A 23,319-nucleotide genomic window follows, 5' to 3' on the forward strand; every position below is an offset into this window, starting at 1 on the left:
AACACGTCACCCTTTATCGTTTGGATTGAGGGCTGCTGTCAACCGTTGTTGCACTTCAAGTTGCAGGTCATTATTAAGGGCACGCCGGTCGGCGGTGGCGATTATAAATAAATCTTCTACTCGCTCGCCAATAGTTGTAATTCGGGCGCCATGAAGCGAAATTCCCAGATCGGCAAAAACCTGGCCGACGCGGGCGAGCAGCCCTGGCTGGTCGAGCGCGATCAGCTCCAGGAACGATTTACGGTCGGTGTGGGTCGGCAGGAAATTGACCTCGGTATCGACGGTAAAGTGGCGCAATTTCGCCGGCTGGCGACGCGGCTGCGGTGGCTGCCAGCTGCGCTGAGTGATCGCCTGTTCCAGACCGAAGCGTATCCCTTCATGTCTGTCCGACGAGAGCGGACTGCCGTCCGGCTCCAGTACGATAAAGGTATCCATCGCCATGCCGTCGCGGGTGGTAAAAATCTGCGCGTCGTGAACGCTCAGGTTACGCCTGTCCAGCTCGGCGCAGACCGCAGCAAACAGATAAGGCCGATCCGGGCTCCAGATGAAGATCTCCGTCCCGCCGCGCGTCGCCTGTGGGCTAAGCAGGATCATCGGCTGCGACAGATCGTGCTTCAGCAGATGTCGCGCGTGCCAGGCAAGCTGGTTTGGGCTGTGGCGGACAAAATAGTTGGCACGGCAGCGGGCCCAAATCTGATGCAGTGCTTCTTCATCAATGTTATCCATCCGCAGCAGCGCCAGGGCCTGCAGCTGGTGATGGCGCACGCGTTCGCGCATGTCCGGGGTGTTTTGCATCCCGCGACGCAGCTGTTTTTCGGTAGCGAAATAGAGCTCGCGCAGCAGGCTTTGCTTCCAGCTGTTCCACAGGGTTTCATTGGTGGCACAAATATCCGCGACCGTCAGGCACACCAGATAGCGCAGACGGTTCTCCGTCTGGACCTCTTCGGCGAATTGCTTAATTACCTCTGGATCCTGAATATCACGACGCTGGGCAGTGACTGACATCAGCAGGTGATGGCGTACCAGCCAGGCGACCAGCTGCGTTTCGCGCGAGTTGAGCCCATGCAGCTCGGCAAATTTCAGCACGTCCTGCGCACCCAGCACCGAGTGGTCTCCACCGCGGCCTTTGGCGATGTCGTGGAACAGGGCGGCAATCAGGATCAGTTCCGGATGGGTGAGGCGCGGCCACAGCTCCACGCAAAGCGGGTGGCGGGATCGCGTCTCTTCTTTCGCAAAGCTTTCCAGCTTGAGCATGACGCGGATCGTGTGCTCATCCACCGTGTAGGCGTGGAAGAGATCGAACTGCATCTGTCCGACGATGTGCGACCACTGCGGCATATAGGCCCACAGCACGCTATGACGGTGCATTGGCAGCAGACCACGGCTGACGGCGCCAGGATGACGGAGCATACTCAAAAACAGCGAGCGCGCTTCCGGGATATAGCACAGCGGCTGCGTCAGATGACGGCGCGCATGGCGCAGATGGCGCAGGGTGGTGGAGTAGATCCCGGTAATCGTGCTGTTGCGCACCATGGTGTAGAACATTCGCAGGATCGCTTCCGGCTCGCGGATAAACAGCGTTTCGTCCCGCAGGTCGATAAGCGTGCCGCGCAGCTGGAATTCGTCATCAATTGGGCGCGGCTTTTCGTCCGCCGTCAGGGCCAGAATGGCCTCGTCGAACAGCTGCAACAGCATCTGGTTCAGCTCGGTCACCCGGCGGGTGACGCGGAAGAAATCCTTCATCATCTGCTCAACCGGTTCGTTACCTTCGCCCTGATAATTCAATCGCTGCGCCACGCTGAGCTGGCGGTCAAACAGCAGGCGGTTATCGTAGCGGGTCACTTCCAGATGCAGGGCAAAACGGATGCGCCACAGCAGATGCAGGCACTCGTTCAGTTCGTTACGTTCGGCCTCGGTTAAAAAGCCAAAGCCGACCATCTCGTCCATTGAGGTGGCGCCAAAGTGGCGGCGGGCCACCCACTGTAGCGTGTGGATGTCGCGCAGGCCGCCGGGGCTGCTTTTAATATCGGGTTCAAGATTGTAACTGGTGCCGTGGTAGCGCTGATGGCGCTGATTTTGCTCCTCGACCTTCGCGGCGAAGAATTTTTCTGACGGCCAAAAGCCGTCGCTGAAGATGTGTTTTTGCAGCTCCAGGAACAGCGCCACGTCACCGATCAGCAGACGGGTTTCAATCAGGTTGGTGGCGACGGTCAGGTCAGATAAGCCCTCCAGCAGGCACTCTTCCAGGGTTCTCACGCTGTGTCCCACTTCCAGCTTCACGTCCCAGAGCTGGGTCAGCAGCTCGCCAATCTTCTGCGCCTGTTCGTCCGGTAGCTTTTTACGGCTTAAGATCAGGAGATCGATATCGGAAAGTGGATGAAGTTCACCGCGGCCATAGCCCCCGACGGCAACCAGCGCGATGTCGCTCACCTGCCCGAAACCGTAGTCGATCCACAGACGTTGCAGGAGCTGGTCGATAAATTCGGTGCGCGCTTCAATAAGTTGCTCGGCTGAGACCCCTGCGTCGAACGCGCTGCCCAGCCAGCGATGGAAAACATCCATATGGGCTTTGATATGCGCGCAGGTCAGCTCGTGCGACGGCCAGACGCCCGGGTTATCGGGCTGGTCGGGAAGGGTGGGAAGTGCTGTGTTAGCATACTGTTCGGGTAAGAGATTACTCATCGTGCGCCACCCATAAGAAAAAGCTATCGCCATTAAAAAAGCCGGCATTTGCCGGCTTCTTATCACTCAATGTTCGTCAGTATCGCCGGGATGGTGTCATCCTTGCGCAACGTCATAATTTCGCAGCCGTTGTCTGTTACCACAATAGTATGCTCGTACTGAGCAGACAAGCTTCTGTCTTTGGTTTTCACCGTCCAGCCATCTTTCATGGTGCGGATGCGGTAGTCACCGGCGTTGACCATCGGCTCGATGGTGAAGGTCATACCCTTTTGCAGCACCACGCCGCCGTCATCGGCATCATAGTGCAGAACCTGGGGTTCTTCATGGAAAACGCGGCCAATACCGTGACCGCAGTATTCGCGCACGACGGAGAACCCTTCCGCTTCTACAAACTTCTGGATGGCAGCACCAATGGTACGCAGGCGAATACCCGGCTTAACCATTTTCAGCGCCAGGTACAGGCTCTCTTGTGTCACTTTGCACAGACGCTCGCCCAGAATCGTTGGCTTGCCGACAATGAACATCTTAGAGGTGTCACCGTGGTACTCGTCTTTAATGACGGTCACGTCGATGTTGACGATGTCGCCATCTTTCAGCAGTTTTTCGTCGTCCGGGATACCGTGACAAACCACTTCATTAATAGAAATGCAGACGGATTTCGGGAAACCGTGGTAGCCGAGGCAGGCGGAAACCGCGTGCTGCTCGTTCACGATATAGTCGTTACAGATGCGGTCCAGTTCACCGGTGCTGACGCCCGGCTTCACGAACGGTTCGATCATTTCCAGCACTTCCGCGGCCAGACGACCGGCGACGCGCATCTTTTCAATTTCTTCAGGTGTCTTAATAGAGATAGCCATGTAATCTGTCCATCGGTGTCGATTTTTTCGACAATACTAGTCTAAGTGTCGTCAATGGTATCAGTCAGGCACGCTCCGTGCCAAATTGAGAATCATTAACAGCACACTCCGCCAACAACTGTTGGTTTCTGGTCGTGTTTTGTGGTATAAAGCGCGCCGGACTTCCGATCCATCTCAGATACACAGGCTGGACGGGAGCGACAAATCTCACTTTGTGTAACAACACACACGTATCGGCACATATTCCGGGGTGCCCTTCGGGGTCGGTAATATGGGATACGTGGAGGCATAACCCCAACTTTCAATATAGAGGTTTTAAACATGGCAACTGTTTCCATGCGCGACATGCTCAAGGCTGGTGTTCACTTTGGTCACCAGACCCGTTACTGGAACCCGAAAATGAAGCCTTTCATCTTCGGCGCGCGTAACAAAGTTCACATCATCAACCTTGAGAAAACTGTACCAATGTTCAACGAAGCCCTGGCTGAGCTGAACAAGATCTCTTCCCGTAAAGGTAAGATTCTGTTCGTTGGTACTAAGCGCGCTGCAAGCGAAGCTGTGAAAGATGCTGCTAACAGCTGCGACCAGTTCTTCGTGAACCATCGCTGGTTGGGCGGCATGCTGACCAACTGGAAAACTGTTCGTCAGTCCATCAAGCGCCTGAAAGATCTGGAAACCCAGTCTCAGGACGGTACTTTCGACAAGCTGACTAAGAAAGAAGCGCTGATGCGCACTCGTGAACTGGACAAGCTGGAAAACAGCCTGGGCGGTATCAAAGATATGGGCGGCCTGCCAGACGCGCTGTTCGTAATTGATGCAGACCACGAGCACATCGCTATCAAAGAAGCTAACAACCTGGGTATCCCGGTATTCGCTATCGTTGATACCAACTCCGATCCGGACGGTGTTGACTTCGTTATCCCGGGTAACGACGACGCAATCCGTGCTGTTAGCCTGTACCTGAGCGCTGTAGCTGCTACCGTTCGTGAAGGCCGTTCCCAGGATCTGGCTTCTCAGGCGGAAGAAAGCTTCGTAGAAGCTGAATAATAAGGTTTTACCCCTTATTAGTACCGTGTATGAATAGGGGCCCATTACCGGCCCCTTTTTTCAATTTACACTGTTTGGCCCCCGGCCGGGCAGTTCACATCTCCCGAGGATTTAAGAATGGCTGAAATTACCGCATCCCTGGTAAAAGAGCTGCGCGAGCGTACTGGCGCAGGCATGATGGATTGCAAAAAAGCGCTGACTGAAGCGAACGGCGACATCGAGCTGGCAATCGAAAACATGCGTAAATCCGGTGCGATCAAAGCAGCTAAAAAAGCAGGCAACCTTGCTGCTGACGGCGTGATCATCACCAAAATCGACGGCAACTACGGCATCATTCTGGAAGTTAACTGCCAGACTGACTTCGTTGCTAAAGATGGCGGTTTCCAGGCATTTGCGAACAAAGTTCTGGACGCAGCGGTTGCTGGCAAAATCACTGACGTTGAAGTTCTGAAAGCACAGTTCGAAGAAGAACGTGTTGCGCTGGTTGCTAAAATCGGTGAGAACATCAACATCCGTCGCGTTTCTTCTCTGGAAGGCGACGTTCTGGGCTCTTACCAGCACGGTGCACGTATCGGTGTTCTGGTTGCGGCTAAAGGCGCTGACGAAGAGCTGGTTAAACAGCTGGCTATGCACATCGCTGCAAGCAAACCAGAATTCGTTAAGCCAGAAGACGTGTCTGCTGAAGTGGTAGAAAAAGAGTACCAGGTTCAGCTGGACATCGCGATGCAGTCTGGTAAGCCAAAAGAAATCGCAGAGAAAATGGTTGAAGGCCGCATGAAGAAATTCACCGGCGAAGTTTCTCTGACTGGCCAGCCTTTCGTTATGGATCCAAGCAAGTCTGTTGCTCAGCTGCTGAAAGAGCACAACGCTGACGTAACTGGCTTCATCCGCTTCGAAGTGGGCGAAGGCATCGAGAAAGTTGAGACTGACTTCGCAGCAGAAGTTGCTGCAATGTCCAAGCAGTCTTAATGATTGAAAAGGAGCCGCCTGAGGGCGGCTTCTTTTTGTCACCCGTCATATGAAATCAGACAGGCTCCAGTGTCGCTGTGCTGATTTGCGGCATATCATGTCGCCAGAATTAACTCCCATCTTAATCGTTGACAGTCTCAGGAAAGAAACATGGCTACCAATGCAAAACCCGTGTACAAACGCATTCTGCTTAAGCTGAGTGGCGAAGCGCTGCAGGGATCGGAAGGCTTCGGTATTGACGCAAGCATCCTTGATCGCATGGCACAGGAAATCAAAGAACTGGTCGAACTGGGTATCCAGGTTGGCGTGGTCATTGGCGGTGGCAACCTTTTCCGTGGTGCTGGTCTGGCGAAAGCGGGGATGAACCGCGTTGTGGGCGACCACATGGGTATGCTGGCAACCGTCATGAATGGCCTGGCGATGCGTGATGCGCTCCACCGCGCCTATGTGAATGCCCGCCTGATGTCCGCGATTCCACTGAATGGCGTATGCGATAATTACAGCTGGGCAGAGGCGATCAGCCTGCTGCGCAACAACCGCGTGGTGATCCTCTCCGCCGGTACGGGTAACCCGTTCTTTACGACCGATTCCGCTGCCTGCCTGCGCGGTATTGAGATCGAAGCCGATGTGGTACTGAAAGCGACCAAAGTAGACGGCGTGTTTACTGCCGACCCGGCAAAAGATCCTTCCGCCACCATGTACGATCAGCTGAGCTACGGCGAAGTGCTGGAAAAAGAGCTGAAAGTGATGGATCTTGCCGCCTTCACGCTGGCTCGCGACCACAAACTGCCGATCCGTGTCTTCAACATGAATAAGCCTGGCGCACTGCGCCGCGTGGTCATGGGCGAAAAAGAAGGCACTTTGATCACGGAATAATTTCCGTCGGCGATAAATACAGGTAAGATTCCGCTTTATTTTGTAGTGGTATCTTACCCGGGCGCGCCTTTGGCGTTGTCATGAATTAAACGCGACTATACTTAGCACACCTGTAGCGCTGTGCTGGCGGATAGTCTGCCTGAGACAAGTTTTCAAGGATTCGTAACGTGATTAACGACATCAGAAAAGATGCTGAAGTACGCATGGAAAAATGCGTAGAAGCGTTCAAAACCCAAATCAGCAAAATCCGTACTGGCCGTGCTTCCCCAAGCCTGCTGGATGGCATCATCGTGGAATACTACGGTACGCCAACCCCTCTGCGTCAGCTGGCGAGCGTGACGGTAGAAGATACCCGTACGCTGAAAATCAACGTGTTCGATCGCTCTATGAGCCCGGCGGTTGAGAAAGCGATCATGGCCTCTGACCTCGGTCTGAACCCAAGCTCTGCCGGTTCTGATATCCGCGTTCCACTGCCTCCACTGACGGAAGAACGTCGTAAAGATCTGATCAAAGTGGTGCGTGGCGAAGCTGAGCAGGGTCGCGTATCCGTGCGTAACGTTCGCCGCGACGCGAACGATAAAGTGAAAGCGCTGCTGAAAGAAAAAGAGATCAGTGAAGATGACGATCGTCGTTCTCAGGACGACATTCAGAAAATGACCGACGCAGCGATCAAGAAAATTGATGCGGCGCTGGCAGATAAAGAAGCGGAACTGATGCAGTTCTGATTTCTGTCGTACACTGATAAACGCCGTTCAGAGGGACTTCGGGTCTTGCTGGCGGCGTTTTGCTTTTATCTGGTCTAACTTTTTTCGGGCATCCCATGAAGCATTTAACTCTCCTTGGCTCAACCGGCTCTATCGGTTGCAGTACTCTCGACGTCGTCCGCCACAATCCTGAACATTATACCGTGACCGCGCTGGTCGCCGGTAAGAACGTGCAGCGCATGGTCGAGCAGTGCCTGGAGTTTATGCCACGTTATGCGGTGATGGATGACGATGAGAGCGCGCGTCAGTTGAAAACTCTGCTGCTTGAGAAGGGCAGTCGAACCGAGGTGCTGAGTGGGTCGCAGGCGGCCTGCGACATGGCGGCGCTGGATGAGGTTGACCAGGTCATGGCGGCTATTGTCGGTGCGGCCGGGTTGCTGCCGACGCTTGCGGCAATAGATGCGGGTAAAGATGTTCTGCTGGCCAACAAAGAGTCGCTGGTGACCTGCGGACGCCTGTTTATGGACGCGGTGAAGCAGCGCGGGGCGCGTCTTTTGCCGGTCGACAGCGAGCACAACGCCATTTTTCAGAGTTTACCGCAACCTTTTCAACAGAACCTGGGGTACGCTGACCTGGAGCAGAATGGCGTCGTGTCGATTCTGCTTACCGGGTCTGGTGGCCCGTTCCGTGAAACGCCACTGTCTGAACTGAGCGCAATGACGCCGGATCAGGCGTGTCGTCATCCGAACTGGTCAATGGGGCGTAAAATCTCCGTTGACTCCGCCACCATGATGAACAAAGGTCTGGAATACATTGAAGCTCGCTGGCTGTTTAATGCGTCAGCGAAACAGATGGAAGTTCTGATTCACCCGCAATCGGTCATTCACTCGATGGTGCGCTATCAGGATGGCAGCGTGCTGGCACAGCTGGGCGAGCCGGATATGCGTACGCCCATCGCCCATACAATGGCGTGGCCAAACCGGGTGAAATCGGGCGTGAAGCCGCTTGATTTTTGTAAGCTAAGTTCCCTGACGTTCAGTGAACCCGATTACGATCGCTATCCTTGTCTGAAGCTTGCGATGAATGCCTTCGACCAGGGACAGGCGGCGACGACGGCACTGAATGCAGCCAACGAAATTACCGTTGACGCATTTCTGCATCAGCAAATCCGCTTTACCGATATCGCAACGTTGAATTTATCGGTACTGGAAATAATGGATTTGCGTGAGCCTCAAAGTGTGGAAGAGGTGCTGGCGGTCGATGCTGCTGCACGTGATATTGCGCGTAAACAGGTGAGCCGCCTCGCAAGCTGGTGATAAAGCAAGCACTAGTCGTCGTGCTATTTGTTAGCTTTGGGCTTCAGTGATATAGTCTGCGCCACCTGATCGCAGGAATTTGACTTTATGTGGTCAGGTAAGCCGTGGTTTGACACGGCTTTTTTATGTACAGGCTTAAGTATTCCTGAGTACCGTTAAATCCTTTTCAGGGACAAAAAACGCGTTATGTTGTCTGCGAATCAACCAATAAGCGAAAACTTGCCAGCTCATGGCTGCCGTCATGTAGCAATCATTATGGATGGCAATGGCCGCTGGGCGAAAAGACAAGGGAAGATACGAGCCTTTGGGCATAAAGCAGGGGCGAAATCCGTTCGCCGCGCCGTTTCTTTTGCCGCGAATAACGGCATTGATGCGTTAACGCTCTATGCTTTTAGCAGTGAAAACTGGAATCGACCGCCGCAGGAAGTGACTGCGTTGATGGAACTGTTTGTGTGGGCGCTCGACAGCGAAGTAAAAAGCCTGCACCGCCACAACGTCCGCCTGCGTATCATTGGCGATACCAGTCGTTTTAACTCACGTTTGCAGGAACGGATTCGTAAAGCAGAAGCGCTGACTGAAAATAATACCGGTCTGACGCTCAATATCGCGGCGAATTACGGCGGACGCTGGGATATTATCCAGGGCGTTCGGCATCTGGCCGAACAGGTTCAGGAAGGGCTGTTGAGACCCGACCAGATTGATGAAGAGGCGCTGAGCAAGCAAATCTGCATGAATGAGCTGGCACCTGTGGATTTGGTAATTAGGACAGGGGGGGAACATCGCATAAGTAACTTTTTGATATGGCAAATTGCCTATGCCGAACTTTACTTTACAGATGTTCTTTGGCCCGATTTTGATGAACAAGACTTTGAAGGTGCGCTGCATGCCTTTGCCAATCGAGAGCGTCGTTTCGGCGGCACCGAGCCAGGTGGCGACAACGCCTGATGGGGGTAGCTTTTGCTGAAGTATCGCCTGATTTCCGCTTTTGTATTAATACCCATTGTCATTGCGGCGCTGTTTTTACTGCCCCCGGTGGGATTCGCTATTGTCACGCTGGTGGTCTGCATGCTCGCGGCGTGGGAATGGGGACAGTTTAGCGGCTTTACCTCGCGCAATCAGCGAGTATGGCTTGCGGTACTCTGTGGCTTTATTCTGGCCATAATGCTGTTTACGTTGCCTGAATATCACCACGATATTCATCAGCCGCTGGTTGCCGGTTCCTTGTGGATATCGCTGGCCTGGTGGGTGGCTGCATTGCTGCTGGTTCTTTTTTATCCAGGCTCTGCGGCTTTATGGCGTAATTCAAAAGTGTTGCGACTCATTTTTGGTCTGCTCACCATTGTGCCTTTTTTCTGGGGGATGGTCGCGCTACGCGCCTGGCACTATGACGAAAACCACTATAGCGGTGCGATCTGGCTGCTTTATGTGATGATTCTCGTCTGGGGGGCTGACTCCGGGGCCTATATGTTTGGTAAACTGTTCGGCAAACATAAACTGGCGCCGAAGGTGTCTCCAGGGAAAACCTGGCAAGGATTCATCGGCGGCTTGTTTACGGCTGCAGTTATCTCCTGGGGCTATGGCGTCTGGGCGGATCTGGCAGTGGCTCCGTCAATACTGCTGGTATGCTCTATTTTTGCAGCGCTTGCCTCAGTGCTCGGTGATTTAACCGAAAGTATGTTTAAGCGTGAAGCAGGGATTAAGGACAGCGGACATCTGATTCCAGGGCATGGCGGTATACTGGATCGCATTGACAGCCTGACAGCGGCTGTTCCAGTGTTTGCTTGCCTGCTTTTACTGGTATTCGGGACGATTTAACGGAAGGTTTTATGCTGAGCATTCTCTGGAATCTGGCGGCGTTCATTGTTGCACTGGGTGTGCTGATTACCGTGCATGAATTTGGCCATTTCTGGGTTGCTCGCCGTTGTGGTGTGCGGGTAGAGCGATTCTCCATTGGTTTTGGCAAATCACTCTGGACGCGCACCGACCGTCACGGCACGGAATTTGTCATTGCACTTATCCCGCTTGGCGGCTACGTCAAAATGCTCGACGAACGCGTCGAGCCTGTCGCACCCGAGCTGCGACACAGTGCGTTTAACAACAAAACCGTTGGACAACGCGCTGCCATCATCGCTGCCGGACCGGTAGCCAACTTCATCTTTGCAATTTTCGCTTACTGGCTGGTGTTTATTATCGGCGTCCCTGGCGTGCGTCCGGTGGTGGGGGAAATTGCGCCCAACTCTATCGCGGCGAATGCGCAAATTACGTCCGGGATGGAACTTAAAGCGATTGATGGCATCGAAACCCCTGATTGGGATGCCGTGCGACTGCAACTGGTAGCCAAAATTGGCGATGCGCAGACAACCCTCAGCGTATCGCCGTTTGGGTCAGACGCGCGTCAGGACAAAGTACTGGATTTACGCCACTGGCGTTTCGAGCCCGATAAAGAAGATCCCGTCGCAGCGCTGGGTATTCGTCCCCGCGGTGCGCAGATTGAGCCGGTATTAGCTGAAGTCCAGCCAAATTCGGCGGCGAGCAAAGCGGGTTTGCAAGCGGGCGACAGGATCGTTAAAGTCGATGGTCAACCATTAACAGAGTGGATGACCTTTGTTACTCTGGTGCGCGATAATCCGGGGACGTCCCTCGCGCTGGAAGTTGAAAGGCAAGGCAGTCCGCTTTCGCTGACGCTGATCCCGGATACGAAGTCGGTCGGCAAAAAGGCAGAAGGGTTCGCAGGCGTTGTGCCAAAAGTGATCCCGCTGCCAGATGAGTACAAGACAATACGCCAGTATGGGCCGTTCAGCGCCATCCTTGAAGCCACGGATAAAACATGGCAACTGATGAAGCTGACGGTCAACATGTTGGGGAAATTGATAACCGGTGATGTGAAACTGAACAACCTCAGTGGGCCAATCTCGATTGCTCAGGGGGCTGGGATGTCAGCGGAATTCGGGGTGATTTACTATCTCATGTTCCTCGCGCTCATTAGCGTGAACCTTGGGATAATCAACCTGTTCCCGCTTCCCGTGTTAGACGGGGGTCATCTGCTGTTTTTAGCGATTGAAAAGCTAAAAGGCGGACCGGTATCCGAGCGAGTTCAAGACTTTAGTTACCGCATCGGCTCGATTTTGCTGGTGCTGTTAATGGGGCTTGCACTTTTCAATGATTTCTCTCGGTTGTAAGAGAGTTAGTTAGGAAGAACGCATAATAACGATGGCGATGAAAAAGTTGCTCATAGCGTCGCTGCTGTTTAGCAGCGCCACCGTATACGGTGCTGACGGGTTCGTAGTGAAAGACATTCATTTCGAAGGCCTTCAGCGTGTCGCCGTTGGTGCGGCCCTCCTCAGTATGCCTGTGCGCCCCGGCGATACGGTTAATGATGAAGATATCAGTAACACCATCCGTGCTCTGTTTGCCACCGGCAACTTCGAGGATGTCCGCGTCCTGCGCGATGGTGATACGCTGCTGGTACAGGTAAAAGAACGTCCAACGATCGCCAGTATCACTTTCTCCGGTAACAAGTCGGTGAAAGATGACATGCTCAAGCAAAACCTTGAAGCATCCGGTGTTCGTGTGGGGGAATCTCTGGACCGCACAACCCTTTCAGACATTGAAAAAGGTCTGGAAGACTTCTACTACAGCGTCGGTAAATACAGTGCCAGCGTGAAAGCGGTGGTTACGCCGCTCCCACGTAACCGTGTTGACCTGAAGCTGGTCTTCCAGGAAGGTGTTTCCGCGAAGATCCAGCAGATCAACATCGTGGGTAACCACGCGTTTAGCACCGACGAACTGATCTCCACTTTCCAGCTGCGCGATGAAGTGCCGTGGTGGAACGTGGTTGGCGATCGTAAATACCAGAAACAGAAACTTGCGGGGGATCTCGAAACCCTGCGCAGCTACTATCTGGATCGCGGTTACGCCCGTTTCAACATCGACTCGACTCAGGTCAGTCTGACGCCGGACAAGAAAGGTATCTACATCACGATTAACATCACTGAAGGCGATCAGTACAAGCTTTCCGGTGTTGAAGTCAGTGGTAACCTGGCCGGGCATTCAGCTGAAATTGAAGCGCTGACTAAAATTCAGCCGGGCGATCTGTACAGCGGTTCTAAAGTCACCAAAATGGAAGACGGCATTAAGAAGCTGCTCGGCCGCTATGGTTATGCTTACCCGCGTGTACAAACACAGCCGGAAATCAACGACGCGGATAAAACCGTTAAGCTGCATGTTAACGTTGATGCGGGTAACCGTTTCTACGTACGTAAGATCCGCTTCGTCGGTAACGATACCTCCAAAGACTCCGTTCTGCGTCGCGAAATGCGTCAGATGGAAGGGGCATGGTTGGGTAGCGACCTCGTTGACCAGGGTAAAGAGCGTCTGAACCGTCTGGGCTATTTCGAAACCGTGGACACGGAAACGCAGCGTATACCCGGCAGCCCGGATCAGGTTGATGTCGTGTATAAGGTGAAAGAGCGTAACACCGGTAGCTTCAACTTCGGTGTGGGCTACGGTACTGAAAGTGGCGTGAGCTTCCAGGTTGGCGTCCAGCAGGATAACTGGCTGGGTACAGGTTACTCTGTCGGTATTAACGGCACCAAAAACGACTACCAGACCTACTCTGAGTTCTCTGTTACCAACCCATACTTCACCGTTGACGGTGTAAGCCTGGGCGGTCGTATCTTCTATAACGACTTTAAAGCAGACGACGCGGATCTCTCCTCCTATACCAACAAGAGCTATGGTGTAGACGGAACGCTCGGCTTCCCGGTTAACGAATATAACACCCTGCGTGCGGGCTTAGGTTACGTGCATAACGACCTGTCCAACATGCAACCTCAGGTGGCGATGTGGCGTTATCTGGACTCTATTGGCCAGTCTGCGAGTAAAACCGGCGATAACAATGGTTTTGCTGCGGATGACTTCACCTTCAACTACGGCTGGACCTATAACCGCCTCGACCGTGGTTACTTCCCAACGGAAGGTTCTCGCGTCAACCTGAACGGTAAAGTGACCGTTCCGGGCTCTGACAATGAGTTCTACAAGGTAACCCTGGATACCGCGTCCTACTTCCCAATTGATGATGACCACAAGTGGGTCGTTCTGGGTCGTACCCGTTGGGGCTATGGTGATGGTATCGGCAGTAAAGAGTTGCCGTTCTACGAGAACTTCTACGCGGGTGGTTCCAGCACCGTGCGTGGCTTCCAGTCCAACAACATTGGTCCGAAAGCGGTTTACTACGGCGGTAACGATAAAGATAACTGCTATAAATCTTCATCTTCCGAAGTGTGTAGCTCTGATGATGCAGTGGGCGGTAACGCCATGGCCGTGGCGAGCCTCGAGTTCATCACACCAACGCCGTTTATCAGTGATAAATACGCGAACTCCGTCCGCACGTCCTTCTTCTGGGATGCCGGTACGGTGTGGGACACCAACTGGCAGAATACTGCACAGATGCGTGATGCTGGCGTTCCGGACTACAGCGATCCGAGCAATATTCGCATGTCTGCTGGTATCGCATTACAATGGATGTCACCGCTGGGACCGTTGGTCTTCTCTTACGCCCAGCCGTTTAAGAAATACGATGGAGACAAGGCGGAGCAATTCCAGTTTAACATTGGTAAAACCTGGTAATAATCCGCTGCAAAGGAATGCGTTGGCAGTGTAGCGCTGACAACCGGCGATCGGTAAAACGGTCGCCTTGCCACGCAAAGAACGGTACCTTCTGGTGCCAATGGGATGGTAAGGAGTTAATTGTGAAAAAGTGGTTATTAGCTGCAGGTCTCGGTTTAGCGATGGCAACTTCTGCTCAGGCAGCAGACAAAATCGCAATCGTCAACATGGGTAATTTGTTCCAGCAGGTTGCACAGAAAACGGGTGTTTCTGCAACACTGGAAAACGAATTCAAAGGCCGTGCGAGCGAACTGCAGCGTATGGAAGGCGATCTTCAGTCCAAAATGCAGCGTCTGCAGCGTGATGGTTCTACCATGAAAGCAAGCGATCGCAGCAAACTGGAAAAAGACGTTATGGCTCAGCGCCAGACCTTCTCTCAGAAAGCGCAGGCTTTCGAGCAGGATCGTCAGCGTCGTTCTAACGAAGAGCGTGGCAAACTGGTCACTCGCATTCAGACTGCTGTTAAAGCAGTGGCTGCCGATCAGAGCATCGATCTGGTTGTTGATGCGAATGCCGTTGCTTTCAACAGCAGCGATGTTAAAGACATCACCGCTGATGTTCTGAAACAGGTTAAATAAGTAATGCCTTCAATTCGACTGGCTGATTTAGCTCAGCAGTTGGATGCAGAATTACACGGTGATGGCGATATCGTCATCACCGCTGTTGCGTCCATGCAATCTGCTAAAGCTGGCACGATTACCTTCATGGTAAGCCCTAAGTACCGTGAACAACTGGCTCAATGCCAGGCGTCAGCTGTTGTTCTGACGCAGGACGATCTTCCCTTTGCCACTGGAAGTGCACTGGTAGTGAAAAACCCCTACCTGACGTATGCACGCATGGCTCAAATTCTTGATACCACGCCGCAACCGGCTCAGAACATTGCTGCCAGTGCAGCAATCGATCCGACGGCTAAGCTTGGTAACAACGTTGCCGTTGGTGCGAATGCGGTTATCGAGTCTGGCGTTGTGCTGGGTGATAACGTCGTGATTGGCCCGGGGTGCTTCGTTGGGAAAAATACGAAAATCGGCGCAGGAACCCGTTTATGGGCCAATGTGTCCGTTTATCATGAAGTTGAAATCGGCGAAAATTGCCTCGTCCAGTCCAGCACCGTGATTGGTTCTGATGGCTTTGGTTACGCGAACGATCGCGGTAACTGGGTTAAGATCCCGCAGCTTGGTCGCGTTATTATTGGCGATCGCGTGGAGATTGGGGCCTGTACCACGATCGACCGTGGTGCACTCGACGACACGATCATTGGCAATGGTGTTATCATCGATAACCAGTGCCAGATTGCGCATAACGTTGTGATTGGCGACAATACCGCAGTTGCGGGGGGCGTCATCATGGCGGGCAGCCTGAAAATTGGTCGTTATTGCATGATTGGCGGTGCGAGCGTGATTAATGGCCACATGGAAATATGCGACAAGGTGACGGTGACAGGCATGGGCATGGTAATGCGTCCGATCACTGAACCTGGCGTCTATTCCTCGGGCATTCCGCTGCAACCCAACAAGGTATGGCGTAAAACAGCAGCACTGGTGATGAACATTGATGATATGAGCAAGCGACTCAAGTCTCTTGAGCGTAAGATCGATCAACAAGACTAAACGTCACCCGTTTAACGCTATCTTTCCCGGCCTGTCGGCTTTCTAATAAACCGGCAGGCCGTGTTATTATTGTTATCAGTACATTTTGACAGGAAGAGTATTTTGACTACTGACACTCATACTCTGCATATTGAAGAGATTTTAGAACTTCTGCCGCACCGCTACCCGTTTTTGCTGGTAGACCGTGTGCTGGATTTTGAAGAAGGTCGTTTTCTGCGCGCAGTGAAAAATGTTTCCGTGAACGAACCGTTCTTCCAGGGACACTTCCCGGGTAAGCCTATCTTCCCGGGTGTGTTGATTCTGGAAGCGATGGCTCAGGCTACCGGTATTCTGGCGTTTAAAAGCGTCGGTAAACTGGAGCCAGGTGAACTCTATTACTTCGCAGGTATTGATGAAGCGCGCTTTAAGCGTCCTGTCGTGCCTGGTGATCAGATGATCATGGAAGTCACTTTTGAAAAAACGCGTCGTGGCCTGACTCGCTTCAAAGGCGTAGCGCTGGTTGACGGCAAAGTTGTTTGCGAAGCGACGATGATGTGTGCTCGTAGCCGGGAGTCCTGATACGTGATTGATAAATCCGCCTTTATTCATCCTACTGCTATTGTGGAAACCGGCGCCATCATTGGTGCCAACGTTCACATTGGCCCGTTCTGTATTGTTGGACCCAATGTCGAAATTGGTGAGGGTACAGTACTGAAATCTCACGTTGTCGTGAATGGTCATACGACCATTGGCAGCAATAACGAGATCTATCAGTTCGCTTCCATCGGCGAAGTTAACCAGGATCTGAAATATGCTGGTGAGTCGACCCGTCTGGAAATTGGCGATCGTAACCGTATTCGCGAAAGCGTCACCATTCATCGTGGAACAGTACAGGGTGGTGGGTTGACGAAGGTGGGTAGCGATAACCTGTTTATGGTGAATGCGCATATTGCGCATGACTGTACCGTGGGCGATCGCTGTATTCTTGCCAACAACGCAACGCTGGCAGGACACGTATCTGTTGATGACTTCGCAATTATTGGCGGCATGACCGCAGTCCATCAGTTCTGCATCATTGGTGCACACGTGATGGTCGGTGGCTGCTCCGGTGTGGCGCAGGACGTCCCACCGTATGTGATTGCGCAGGGCAACCATGCCACGCCGTTTGGCGTGAACATCGAAGGCCTCAAGCGTCGTGGTTTTAGTCGCGAAGCGATTACGGCCATCCGTAACGCGTACAAACTGCTGTACCGTAGCGGTAAAACGCTGGAAGAGGCGAAGCCGGACATTGCCGAACTGGCGGATAAGTTCCCGGAAGTGAACGCGTTCATGGAGTTCTTTGACCGTTCAACAAGGGGTCTGATTCGTTAATGGTCGACAGTCGTCCGCTTACGATAGCCCTGGTCGCCGGAGAAACCTCCGGCGATATTCTTGGTGCCGGTCTCATCCGCGCGCTCAAAGCTCGCGTACCTAACGCCCGCTTTGTTGGCGTGGCTGGCCCGCTGATGCAGGCCGAAGGCTGTGAAGCCTGGTATGAAATGGAAGAGCTGGCCGTGATGGGCATTGTTGAGGTGCTGGGGCGTTTGCGACGCTTGCTGCATATTCGTGCCGATCTTACCCGCCGCTTTACCGAGCTCAAACCCGATGTGTTTGTCGGTATCGATGCACCCGACTTCAACATTACCCTCGAAGGTAATCTGAAAAAGCAGGGCATCAAAACCATTCATTACGTCAGTCCGTCCGTTTGGGCGTGGCGACAGAAACGCGTTTTCAAAATTGGACGGTCCACCAACCTGGTGCTGGCTTTTCTGCCTTTCGAAAAAGCGTTTTACGACAAATTTAATGTTCCCTGCCGTTTTATCGGTCATACCATGGCGGATGCGATGCCGCTGGATCCGGATAAAAACGCGGCGCGCGACGTGCTCGGTATCCCTCATGATGTGCACTGTCTGGCATTGCTGCCAGGAAGCCGTGGCGCAGAAGTGGAGATGCTGAGCGCTGATTTCCTGAAAACCGCGCAGATTCTTCGCAAGACGTATCCCGATCTTGAAGTGGTCGTGCCGCTGGTGAATGCCAAACGCCGCGAGCAGTTCGAACGCATTAAAGCGGAAGTCGCCCCGGATCTTCACGTCCGCCTGCTGGACGGGAAAGGACGGGAAGCGATGTTTGCGAGCGATGCCGCACTGCTGGCCTCTGGCACGGCTGCGCTGGAATGTATGCTGGCGAAATGCCCGATGGTGGTCGGTTATCGTATGAAGCCGTTTACCTTCTGGCTGGCAAAACGTCTGGTGAAAACGGATTATGTTTCCCTGCCAAACCTGCTTGCCGGGCGCGAGCTGGTAAAAGAGCTCTTACAGGATGAGTGCCAGCCTCAGGCGCTGGCGGAGGCCCTGCTGCCGCTGCTCGCCAACGGCAAGACCAGCCACCAGATGCATGATACCTTCCGTGAACTGCATCAACTGATCCGCTGCAATGCAGATGAGCAAGCGGCCGATGCAGTGCTGGAGTTAGCAAAATGATGGAATTTGTATACCCTCACACGCATCTTGTGGCAGGGGTGGACGAAGTCGGTCGTGGCCCGTTAGTGGGGGCTGTTGTGACCGCCGCGGTGATCCTCGATCCCGCCCGCCCGATCGTCGGGCTAAACGACTCAAAAAAATTATCCGAAAAACGTCGACTGGCCCTGTTCAGTGAGATTCAGGAGAAGGCTCTGGCCTGGAGCCTGGGGCGCGCTGAGCCGCATGAAATCGACGAGTTGAATATTTTGCATGCTACAATGCTGGCCATGCAGCGCGCGGTAGCGGGCCTGAAAATTGCTCCGGAATATGTCCTGATTGACGGCAACCGCTGTCCGGCACTGCCGATGCCTTCTATGGCGGTCGTCAAAGGCGATAGCCGTGTCGCCGAGATCAGCGCAGCATCTATTATTGCCAAGGTGACACGCGACGCTGAAATGGCCGCGCTGGATCTCACTTACCCTCAGTATGGCTTCGCCCAGCACAAGGGGTATCCTACGGCTTTCCATCTGGAAAAGCTGGCTGAACATGGCGCAACTGAACATCACCGGCGCAGCTTTGGCCCGGTGAAACGCGCGCTGGGACGGGTGTCCTGAATCAATACGCAAGCAATTAAGTAACGCGGAATCTGAAGATGGCTGAACCACGTTTCGTACACCTGCGGGTGCATAGCGACTACTCCATGATCGATGGGCTGGCGAAGACCGGGCCGCTTGTAAAAAAGGCGGCCGCGCTTGGCATGCCTGCGCTGGCGATCACCGATTTTACCAACCTGTGTGGCCTGGTGAAGTTCTACGGAACGGCACATGGCGCGGGGATGAAGCCTGTCGTCGGTGCGGATTTTCATGTTCAGAGCGATCTCATCGGCGATGAACTGACGCAAATTTCCGTGCTGGCCATGAACAACACCGGCTACCAGAACCTCACTCTGCTTATTTCGAAAGCTTATCAGCGCGGCTATGGTGCGCTGGGCCCGTGGATCGACCGGGACTGGCTGGCGGAACTGAACGAAGGGCTGCTGCTGATCTCCGGTGGCCGCATGGGCGACGTCGGCAAATGCCTGCTGCGTGGCAACAGCGCGCTGGTGGATCAGTGCGTCTCGTTTTATGAAGAATATTTCCCGGATCGTTACTATCTGGAATTGATCCGCACCGGCCGCCAGGACGAAGAGAGCTATCTGCACGCCGCTGTTGCGCTGGCTGAAGAGCGCGGTTTGCCCGTGGTGGCGACGAATGATGTGCGTTTCCTGGAATCCGGCGATTTTGACGCCCACGAAATTCGTGTGGCGATCCATGATGGCTTCACCCTTGACGATCCAAAGCGCCCGCGTAATTACTCATCGCAGCAGTATATGCGCAGCGAAGAGGAGATGTGCGAGCTCTTTTCCGATATCCCTGAAGCGCTGGAAAACAGCGTAGAGATTGCCAAGCGCTGTAACGTCACCGTGCGCCTCGGCGAATACTTCCTGCCGCAGTTCCCGACGGGTGACATGACGACGGAAGATTTCCTGGTCATGAAATCGAAGGAGGGTCTGGAAGAGCGTCTCGAATTCCTCTTCCCGGATGAAGAAGAGCGTAAAAAACGTCGTCCGGAGTATGACGAGCGTCTGGATATAGAGCTTCAGGTTATCAACCAGATGGGCTTCCCCGGCTACTTCCTGATCGTTATGGAGTTCATTCAGTGGTCGAAGGATAACGGCGTACCGGTAGGTCCGGGCCGTGGCTCCGGTGCGGGCTCGCTGGTGGCGTATGCATTAAAAATTACCGACCTCGATCCGCTGGAATTCGACCTGCTGTTCGAACGTTTCCTCAACCCGGAACGTGTTTCCATGCCCGACTTCGACGTCGACTTCTGCATGGAGAAACGCGATCAGGTGATCGAGCACGTAGCGGACATGTATGGCCGTGATGCGGTATCGCAGATCATTACCTTCGGTACCATGGCGGCGAAAGCGGTTATCCGCGACGTGGGGCGTGTACTCGGCCACCCGTACGGTTTCGTCGATCGTATTTCTAAGCTGGTGCCGCCCGATCCGGGCATGACGCTGGCAAAAGCGTTTGAAGCCGAACCTCAGCTGCCGGAAATCTACGAAGCTGACGAAGAAGTCAAAGCCCTGATCGACATGGCGCGCAAGCTGGAAGGCGTCACGCGTAACGCCGGTAAGCATGCAGGTGGCGTGGTTATTGCTCCGACCAAAATTACCGACTTCGCGCCGCTCTACTGCGATGAAGCGGGTGAGCATCCAGTCACTCAGTTTGATAAGAACGACGTGGAATACGCCGGGCTGGTGAAGTTTGACTTCCTCGGCCTGCGTACGCTGACGATCATCGACTGGGCACTGAAGATGATCAACCCGCGCCGGGAAAAGCAGGGCCTTGAACCGATAGACATTGCTGCCATCCCGCTGGATGACAAGAAAAGTTTCGACATGCTGCAGCGCTCGGAGACCACCGCGGTCTTCCAGCTTGAATCCCGCGGCATGAAAGACCTGATCAAGCGCCTGCAGCCTGACTGCTTCGAAGATATGATCGCACTGGTGGCGCTGTTCCGCCCGGGGCCGCTGCAGTCGGGGATGGTAGATAACTTTATCGACCGTAAACACGGTCGCGAAGAGATTTCCTACCCGGACGTGCAGTGGCAGCATGAAAGCCTGAAACCGGTACTGGAGCCGACCTACGGCATCATCCTGTACCAGGAACAGGTCATGCAGATTGCTCAGGTGCTTTCTGGTTATACCCTCGGCGGCGCGGACATGCTGCGTCGTGCTATGGGGAAGAAAAAACCGGAAGAGATGGCCAAGCAGCGCTCCATCTTTGAAGACGGCGCGAAGAAAAACGGCGTTGACGGCGAGCTGGCGATGAAAATCTTCGACCTGGTGGAGAAATTCGCCGGGTATGGATTTAACAAATCCCACTCTGCCGCCTATGCGCTAGTCTCATACCAGACGCTGTGGCTGAAAGCGCACTATCCTGCTGAATTTATGGCGGCGGTAATGACTGCCGATATGGATAACACCGAGAAGGTCGTTGGTCTGGTGGATGAGTGCTGGCGCATGGGGCTCAAGATCCTGCCGCCGGATATTAACTCAGGGCTTTACCATTTCCACGTCAACGACGACGGGGAGATCGTTTACGGGATCGGTGCGATCAAGGGCGTGGGTGAAGGGCCGATCGAGGCGATCATCGAAGCGCGTAACAACGGCGGCTATTTCCGCGAGCTGTTCGATCTGTGCGCCCGTACCGATACCAAAAAACTGAACCGCCGCGTACTGGAAAAGCTGATCATGTCCGGCGCGTTCGACAGGCTGGGGCCGCACCGCGCTGCGTTGATGAACTCCCTCGGCGATGCCCTGAAAGCGGCGGACCAGCACGCGAAAGCGGAAGCCATTGGGCAGGCAGATATGTTCGGTGTGCTGGCGGAGGAGCCGGAGCAGATTGAGCAGTCGTATTCTAACTGCCAGCCATGGCCAGAACAGGTCGTGCTGGATGGCGAGCGTGAAACGTTAGGCTTGTACCTGACGGGTCACCCGATCAACCAGTACATCAAAGAAATTGAGCGCTATGTCGGCGGCCACAGGCTAAAAGACATGCATCCGACAGAACGTGGTAAAATTACCACGGCTGCGGGGCTCGTGATTGCTGCAAGGGTTATGGTCACCAAGCGCGGCAATCGTATCGGCATCTGTACGTTGGATGACCGTTCCGGGCGTCTGGAGGTGATGTTGTTCACCGACGCGCTGGATAAATACCAGCAATTGCTGGAAAAAGACCGCATACTTATCGTCAGCGGACAGGTCAGCTTTGATGGCTTCAGCGGGGGGCTTAAAATGACCGCCCGCGAAGTGATGGACATTGACGAAGCCCGGGAAAAATATGCTCGCGGGCTTGCTATCTCGCTGACGGACAGGCAAATTGATGACCAGCTTTTAAACCGACTCCGTCAGTCTCTGGAACCCCACCGCTCGGGGACAATTCCAGTACATCTCTACTATCAGAGGGCGGATGCACGTGCGCGGTTGCGCTTTGGTGCAACGTGGCGTGTCTCTCCGAGCGATCGTTTACTGAACGATCTCCGTGGCCTCATTGGTTCGGAGCAGGTGGAACTGGAGTTTGACTAATACAGGAATACTATGAGTCTGAATTTCCTTGATTTCGAACAGCCGATTGCTGAGCTGGAAGCGAAAATCGATTCTCTGACAGCGGTAAGCCGTCAGGATGAAAAACTGGATATTAACATCGACGAAGAAGTGCATCGTCTGCGTGAAAAAAGCGTAGAGCTGACGCGCAAAATCTTTGCCGATCTCGGCGCATGGCAGATCGCCCAGCTGGCGCGTCATCCACAGCGTCCGTACACCCTGGATTATGTCCGCCTGGCGTTTGACGAATTTGACGAACTGGCAGGCGATCGCGCATACGCTGATGACAAAGCTATCGTCGGCGGTATCGCGCGTCTGGACGGACGCCCGGTGATGATCATTGGTCATCAGAAAGGGCGTGAAACCAAAGAGAAAATCCGTCGTAACTTCGGTATGCCTGCACCAGAAGGCTACCGCAAGGCCCTGCGTCTGATGGAGATGGCTGAGCGTTTCAACATGCCAATCATCACCTTCATTGACACCCCGGGTGCATACCCTGGCGTGGGCGCGGAAGAGCGCGGTCAGTCTGAAGCCATCGCCCGTAACCTGCGCGAGATGTCCCGCCTGAAGGTGCCGGTCATCTGTACCGTCATCGGTGAAGGTGGTTCAGGTGGTGCGCTGGCCATTGGCGTGGGCGATAAAGTGAATATGCTGCAGTACAGCACCTATTCCGTTATCTCTCCGGAAGGCTGTGCGTCCATTCTGTGGAAAAGCGCTGATAAAGCGCCGCTGGCCGCAGAAGCGATGGGCATCATTGCCCCACGTCTGAAAGAGCTGAAGCTGATCGATACCGTGATCCCGGAACCGCTGGGTGGCGCGCATCGTAAGCCGGAAGTGATGGCTGCTTCCCTGAAAGCCCAGCTGCTGGCTGACCTGGCCGATCTGGACGTCCTGAGCAAAGAAGACCTGCTCAACCGTCGTTATCAGCGTCTGATGACTTACGGCTACGCGTAAGCTTCACAAT

At 54.0% G+C, this 23,319-nt stretch carries 19 protein-coding genes; 17 read left to right on the forward strand and 2 right to left on the reverse strand.

Features of this window, described 5'->3' with window-relative positions:
* Positions 1-6: 6 nt before the first annotated feature.
* Together glnD and map are read right to left on the reverse strand one after the other, a co-directional pair.
* Positions 7-2,682 (reverse strand): bifunctional uridylyltransferase/uridylyl-removing protein GlnD, encoded by a 2,676-nt coding sequence (gene glnD / locus L383_RS01335; protein ID WP_032629830.1) that lies wholly within the window; start codon positions 2,680-2,682, stop codon positions 7-9.
* A 62-nt stretch (positions 2,683-2,744) separates the two neighbouring features.
* Positions 2,745-3,539 (reverse strand): type I methionyl aminopeptidase, encoded by a 795-nt coding sequence (gene map / locus L383_RS01330; RefSeq protein WP_014882626.1) that lies wholly within the window; start codon positions 3,537-3,539, stop codon positions 2,745-2,747.
* A gap of 321 nt (positions 3,540-3,860) precedes the next feature.
* Between map and rpsB the strand changes: the two genes are divergently transcribed.
* From rpsB to accA, 17 genes are all read left to right on the forward strand, one after another.
* Positions 3,861-4,586: a 30S ribosomal protein S2 gene (gene rpsB, locus L383_RS01325; RefSeq protein WP_003856207.1), complete on the forward strand. Its 726-nt coding sequence runs from the start codon at positions 3,861-3,863 to the stop codon at positions 4,584-4,586.
* 117 nt (positions 4,587-4,703) lie between these two features.
* On the forward strand, positions 4,704-5,555 hold the full coding sequence (gene tsf / locus L383_RS01320; RefSeq protein ID WP_023332128.1) for a translation elongation factor Ts: 852 nt from the start codon (positions 4,704-4,706) through the stop codon (positions 5,553-5,555).
* 150 nt (positions 5,556-5,705) lie between these two features.
* Positions 5,706-6,431: a UMP kinase gene (pyrH, locus tag L383_RS01315; protein ID WP_023332129.1), complete on the forward strand. Its 726-nt coding sequence runs from the start codon at positions 5,706-5,708 to the stop codon at positions 6,429-6,431.
* Positions 6,432-6,598: 167 nt separating this feature from the next.
* Positions 6,599-7,156 (forward strand): ribosome recycling factor, encoded by a 558-nt coding sequence (gene frr / locus L383_RS01310; RefSeq protein WP_014882629.1) that lies wholly within the window; start codon positions 6,599-6,601, stop codon positions 7,154-7,156.
* Between the two features lie 95 nt (positions 7,157-7,251).
* Positions 7,252-8,451: a 1-deoxy-D-xylulose-5-phosphate reductoisomerase gene (gene ispC, locus L383_RS01305; protein WP_023332130.1), complete on the forward strand. Its 1,200-nt coding sequence runs from the start codon at positions 7,252-7,254 to the stop codon at positions 8,449-8,451.
* A 186-nt stretch (positions 8,452-8,637) separates the two neighbouring features.
* Positions 8,638-9,396, forward strand: a complete 759-nt coding sequence (gene ispU, locus L383_RS01300; RefSeq protein WP_014882631.1) for a (2E,6E)-farnesyl-diphosphate-specific ditrans,polycis-undecaprenyl-diphosphate synthase — start codon at positions 8,638-8,640, stop codon at positions 9,394-9,396.
* A 12-nt stretch (positions 9,397-9,408) separates the two neighbouring features.
* Positions 9,409-10,266 (forward strand): phosphatidate cytidylyltransferase, encoded by an 858-nt coding sequence (cdsA, locus tag L383_RS01295; protein WP_014882632.1) that lies wholly within the window; start codon positions 9,409-9,411, stop codon positions 10,264-10,266.
* A gap of 11 nt (positions 10,267-10,277) precedes the next feature.
* Entirely contained in the window at positions 10,278-11,630 is a 1,353-nt protein-coding gene (gene rseP / locus L383_RS01290) for a sigma E protease regulator RseP (protein ID WP_014882633.1), read from the forward strand.
* Between the two features lie 31 nt (positions 11,631-11,661).
* The gene (gene bamA / locus L383_RS01285) at positions 11,662-14,079 is read left to right on the forward strand and encodes an outer membrane protein assembly factor BamA (RefSeq protein ID WP_014882634.1); all 2,418 of its coding nucleotides are present in this window, start codon (positions 11,662-11,664) and stop codon (positions 14,077-14,079) included.
* 122 nt (positions 14,080-14,201) lie between these two features.
* Positions 14,202-14,696, forward strand: a complete 495-nt coding sequence (gene skp / locus L383_RS01280; RefSeq protein WP_014882635.1) for a molecular chaperone Skp — start codon at positions 14,202-14,204, stop codon at positions 14,694-14,696.
* A gap of 3 nt (positions 14,697-14,699) precedes the next feature.
* Entirely contained in the window at positions 14,700-15,725 is a 1,026-nt protein-coding gene (lpxD, locus tag L383_RS01275) for a UDP-3-O-(3-hydroxymyristoyl)glucosamine N-acyltransferase (protein ID WP_023332132.1), read from the forward strand.
* A gap of 102 nt (positions 15,726-15,827) precedes the next feature.
* Positions 15,828-16,283, forward strand: coding sequence for a 3-hydroxyacyl-ACP dehydratase FabZ (gene fabZ / locus L383_RS01270; protein ID WP_010426706.1), 456 nt, complete (start codon positions 15,828-15,830; stop codon positions 16,281-16,283).
* A 3-nt stretch (positions 16,284-16,286) separates the two neighbouring features.
* Positions 16,287-17,075: an acyl-ACP--UDP-N-acetylglucosamine O-acyltransferase gene (gene lpxA, locus L383_RS01265; protein WP_014882637.1), complete on the forward strand. Its 789-nt coding sequence runs from the start codon at positions 16,287-16,289 to the stop codon at positions 17,073-17,075.
* Positions 17,075-18,223, forward strand: coding sequence for a lipid-A-disaccharide synthase (gene lpxB, locus L383_RS01260; protein ID WP_023332133.1), 1,149 nt, complete (start codon positions 17,075-17,077; stop codon positions 18,221-18,223). Before lpxA ends, lpxB begins: the two co-directional genes overlap by 1 nt.
* On the forward strand, positions 18,220-18,816 hold the full coding sequence (gene rnhB / locus L383_RS01255) for a ribonuclease HII (protein ID WP_014882639.1): 597 nt from the start codon (positions 18,220-18,222) through the stop codon (positions 18,814-18,816). The genes lpxB and rnhB overlap by 4 nt, the downstream gene beginning before the upstream one ends.
* A gap of 38 nt (positions 18,817-18,854) precedes the next feature.
* Positions 18,855-22,337 carry a DNA polymerase III subunit alpha gene (gene dnaE / locus L383_RS01250; RefSeq protein ID WP_023332134.1) on the forward strand — a complete coding sequence of 1,161 codons (3,483 nt, stop codon included), beginning with the start codon at positions 18,855-18,857 and terminating at the stop codon, positions 22,335-22,337.
* Between the two features lie 12 nt (positions 22,338-22,349).
* Entirely contained in the window at positions 22,350-23,309 is a 960-nt protein-coding gene (gene accA, locus L383_RS01245; protein ID WP_013095666.1) for an acetyl-CoA carboxylase carboxyl transferase subunit alpha, read from the forward strand.
* Positions 23,310-23,319: the final 10 nt, after the last annotated feature.

The organism is Enterobacter sp. MGH 37 (assembly GCF_000534515.1).
In the GTDB taxonomy this organism is placed as follows: Bacteria; Pseudomonadota; Gammaproteobacteria; order Enterobacterales; family Enterobacteriaceae; genus Enterobacter; species Enterobacter kobei.

What these genes read in the sequence shown, in the direction of transcription:
- glnD (WP_032629830.1), bottom strand. Translation starts at nt 2,682, where the DNA reads ATGAGTAATCTCTTACCCGAACAGTATGCTAACACAGCACTTCCCACC.
- map (WP_014882626.1), bottom strand. Translation starts at nt 3,539, where the DNA reads ATGGCTATCTCTATTAAGACACCTGAAGAAATTGAAAAGATGCGCGTC.
- rpsB (WP_003856207.1), top strand. Translation starts at nt 3,861, where the DNA reads ATGGCAACTGTTTCCATGCGCGACATGCTCAAGGCTGGTGTTCACTTT.
- tsf (WP_023332128.1), top strand. Translation starts at nt 4,704, where the DNA reads ATGGCTGAAATTACCGCATCCCTGGTAAAAGAGCTGCGCGAGCGTACT.
- pyrH (WP_023332129.1), top strand. Translation starts at nt 5,706, where the DNA reads ATGGCTACCAATGCAAAACCCGTGTACAAACGCATTCTGCTTAAGCTG.
- ispC (WP_023332130.1), top strand. Translation starts at nt 7,252, where the DNA reads ATGAAGCATTTAACTCTCCTTGGCTCAACCGGCTCTATCGGTTGCAGT.
- ispU (WP_014882631.1), top strand. Translation starts at nt 8,638, where the DNA reads ATGTTGTCTGCGAATCAACCAATAAGCGAAAACTTGCCAGCTCATGGC.
- rseP (WP_014882633.1), top strand. Translation starts at nt 10,278, where the DNA reads ATGCTGAGCATTCTCTGGAATCTGGCGGCGTTCATTGTTGCACTGGGT.
- bamA (WP_014882634.1), top strand. Translation starts at nt 11,662, where the DNA reads ATGGCGATGAAAAAGTTGCTCATAGCGTCGCTGCTGTTTAGCAGCGCC.
- lpxD (WP_023332132.1), top strand. Translation starts at nt 14,700, where the DNA reads ATGCCTTCAATTCGACTGGCTGATTTAGCTCAGCAGTTGGATGCAGAA.
- lpxB (WP_023332133.1), top strand. Translation starts at nt 17,075, where the DNA reads ATGGTCGACAGTCGTCCGCTTACGATAGCCCTGGTCGCCGGAGAAACC.
- rnhB (WP_014882639.1), top strand. Translation starts at nt 18,220, where the DNA reads ATGATGGAATTTGTATACCCTCACACGCATCTTGTGGCAGGGGTGGAC.
- dnaE (WP_023332134.1), top strand. Translation starts at nt 18,855, where the DNA reads ATGGCTGAACCACGTTTCGTACACCTGCGGGTGCATAGCGACTACTCC.
- accA (WP_013095666.1), top strand. Translation starts at nt 22,350, where the DNA reads ATGAGTCTGAATTTCCTTGATTTCGAACAGCCGATTGCTGAGCTGGAA.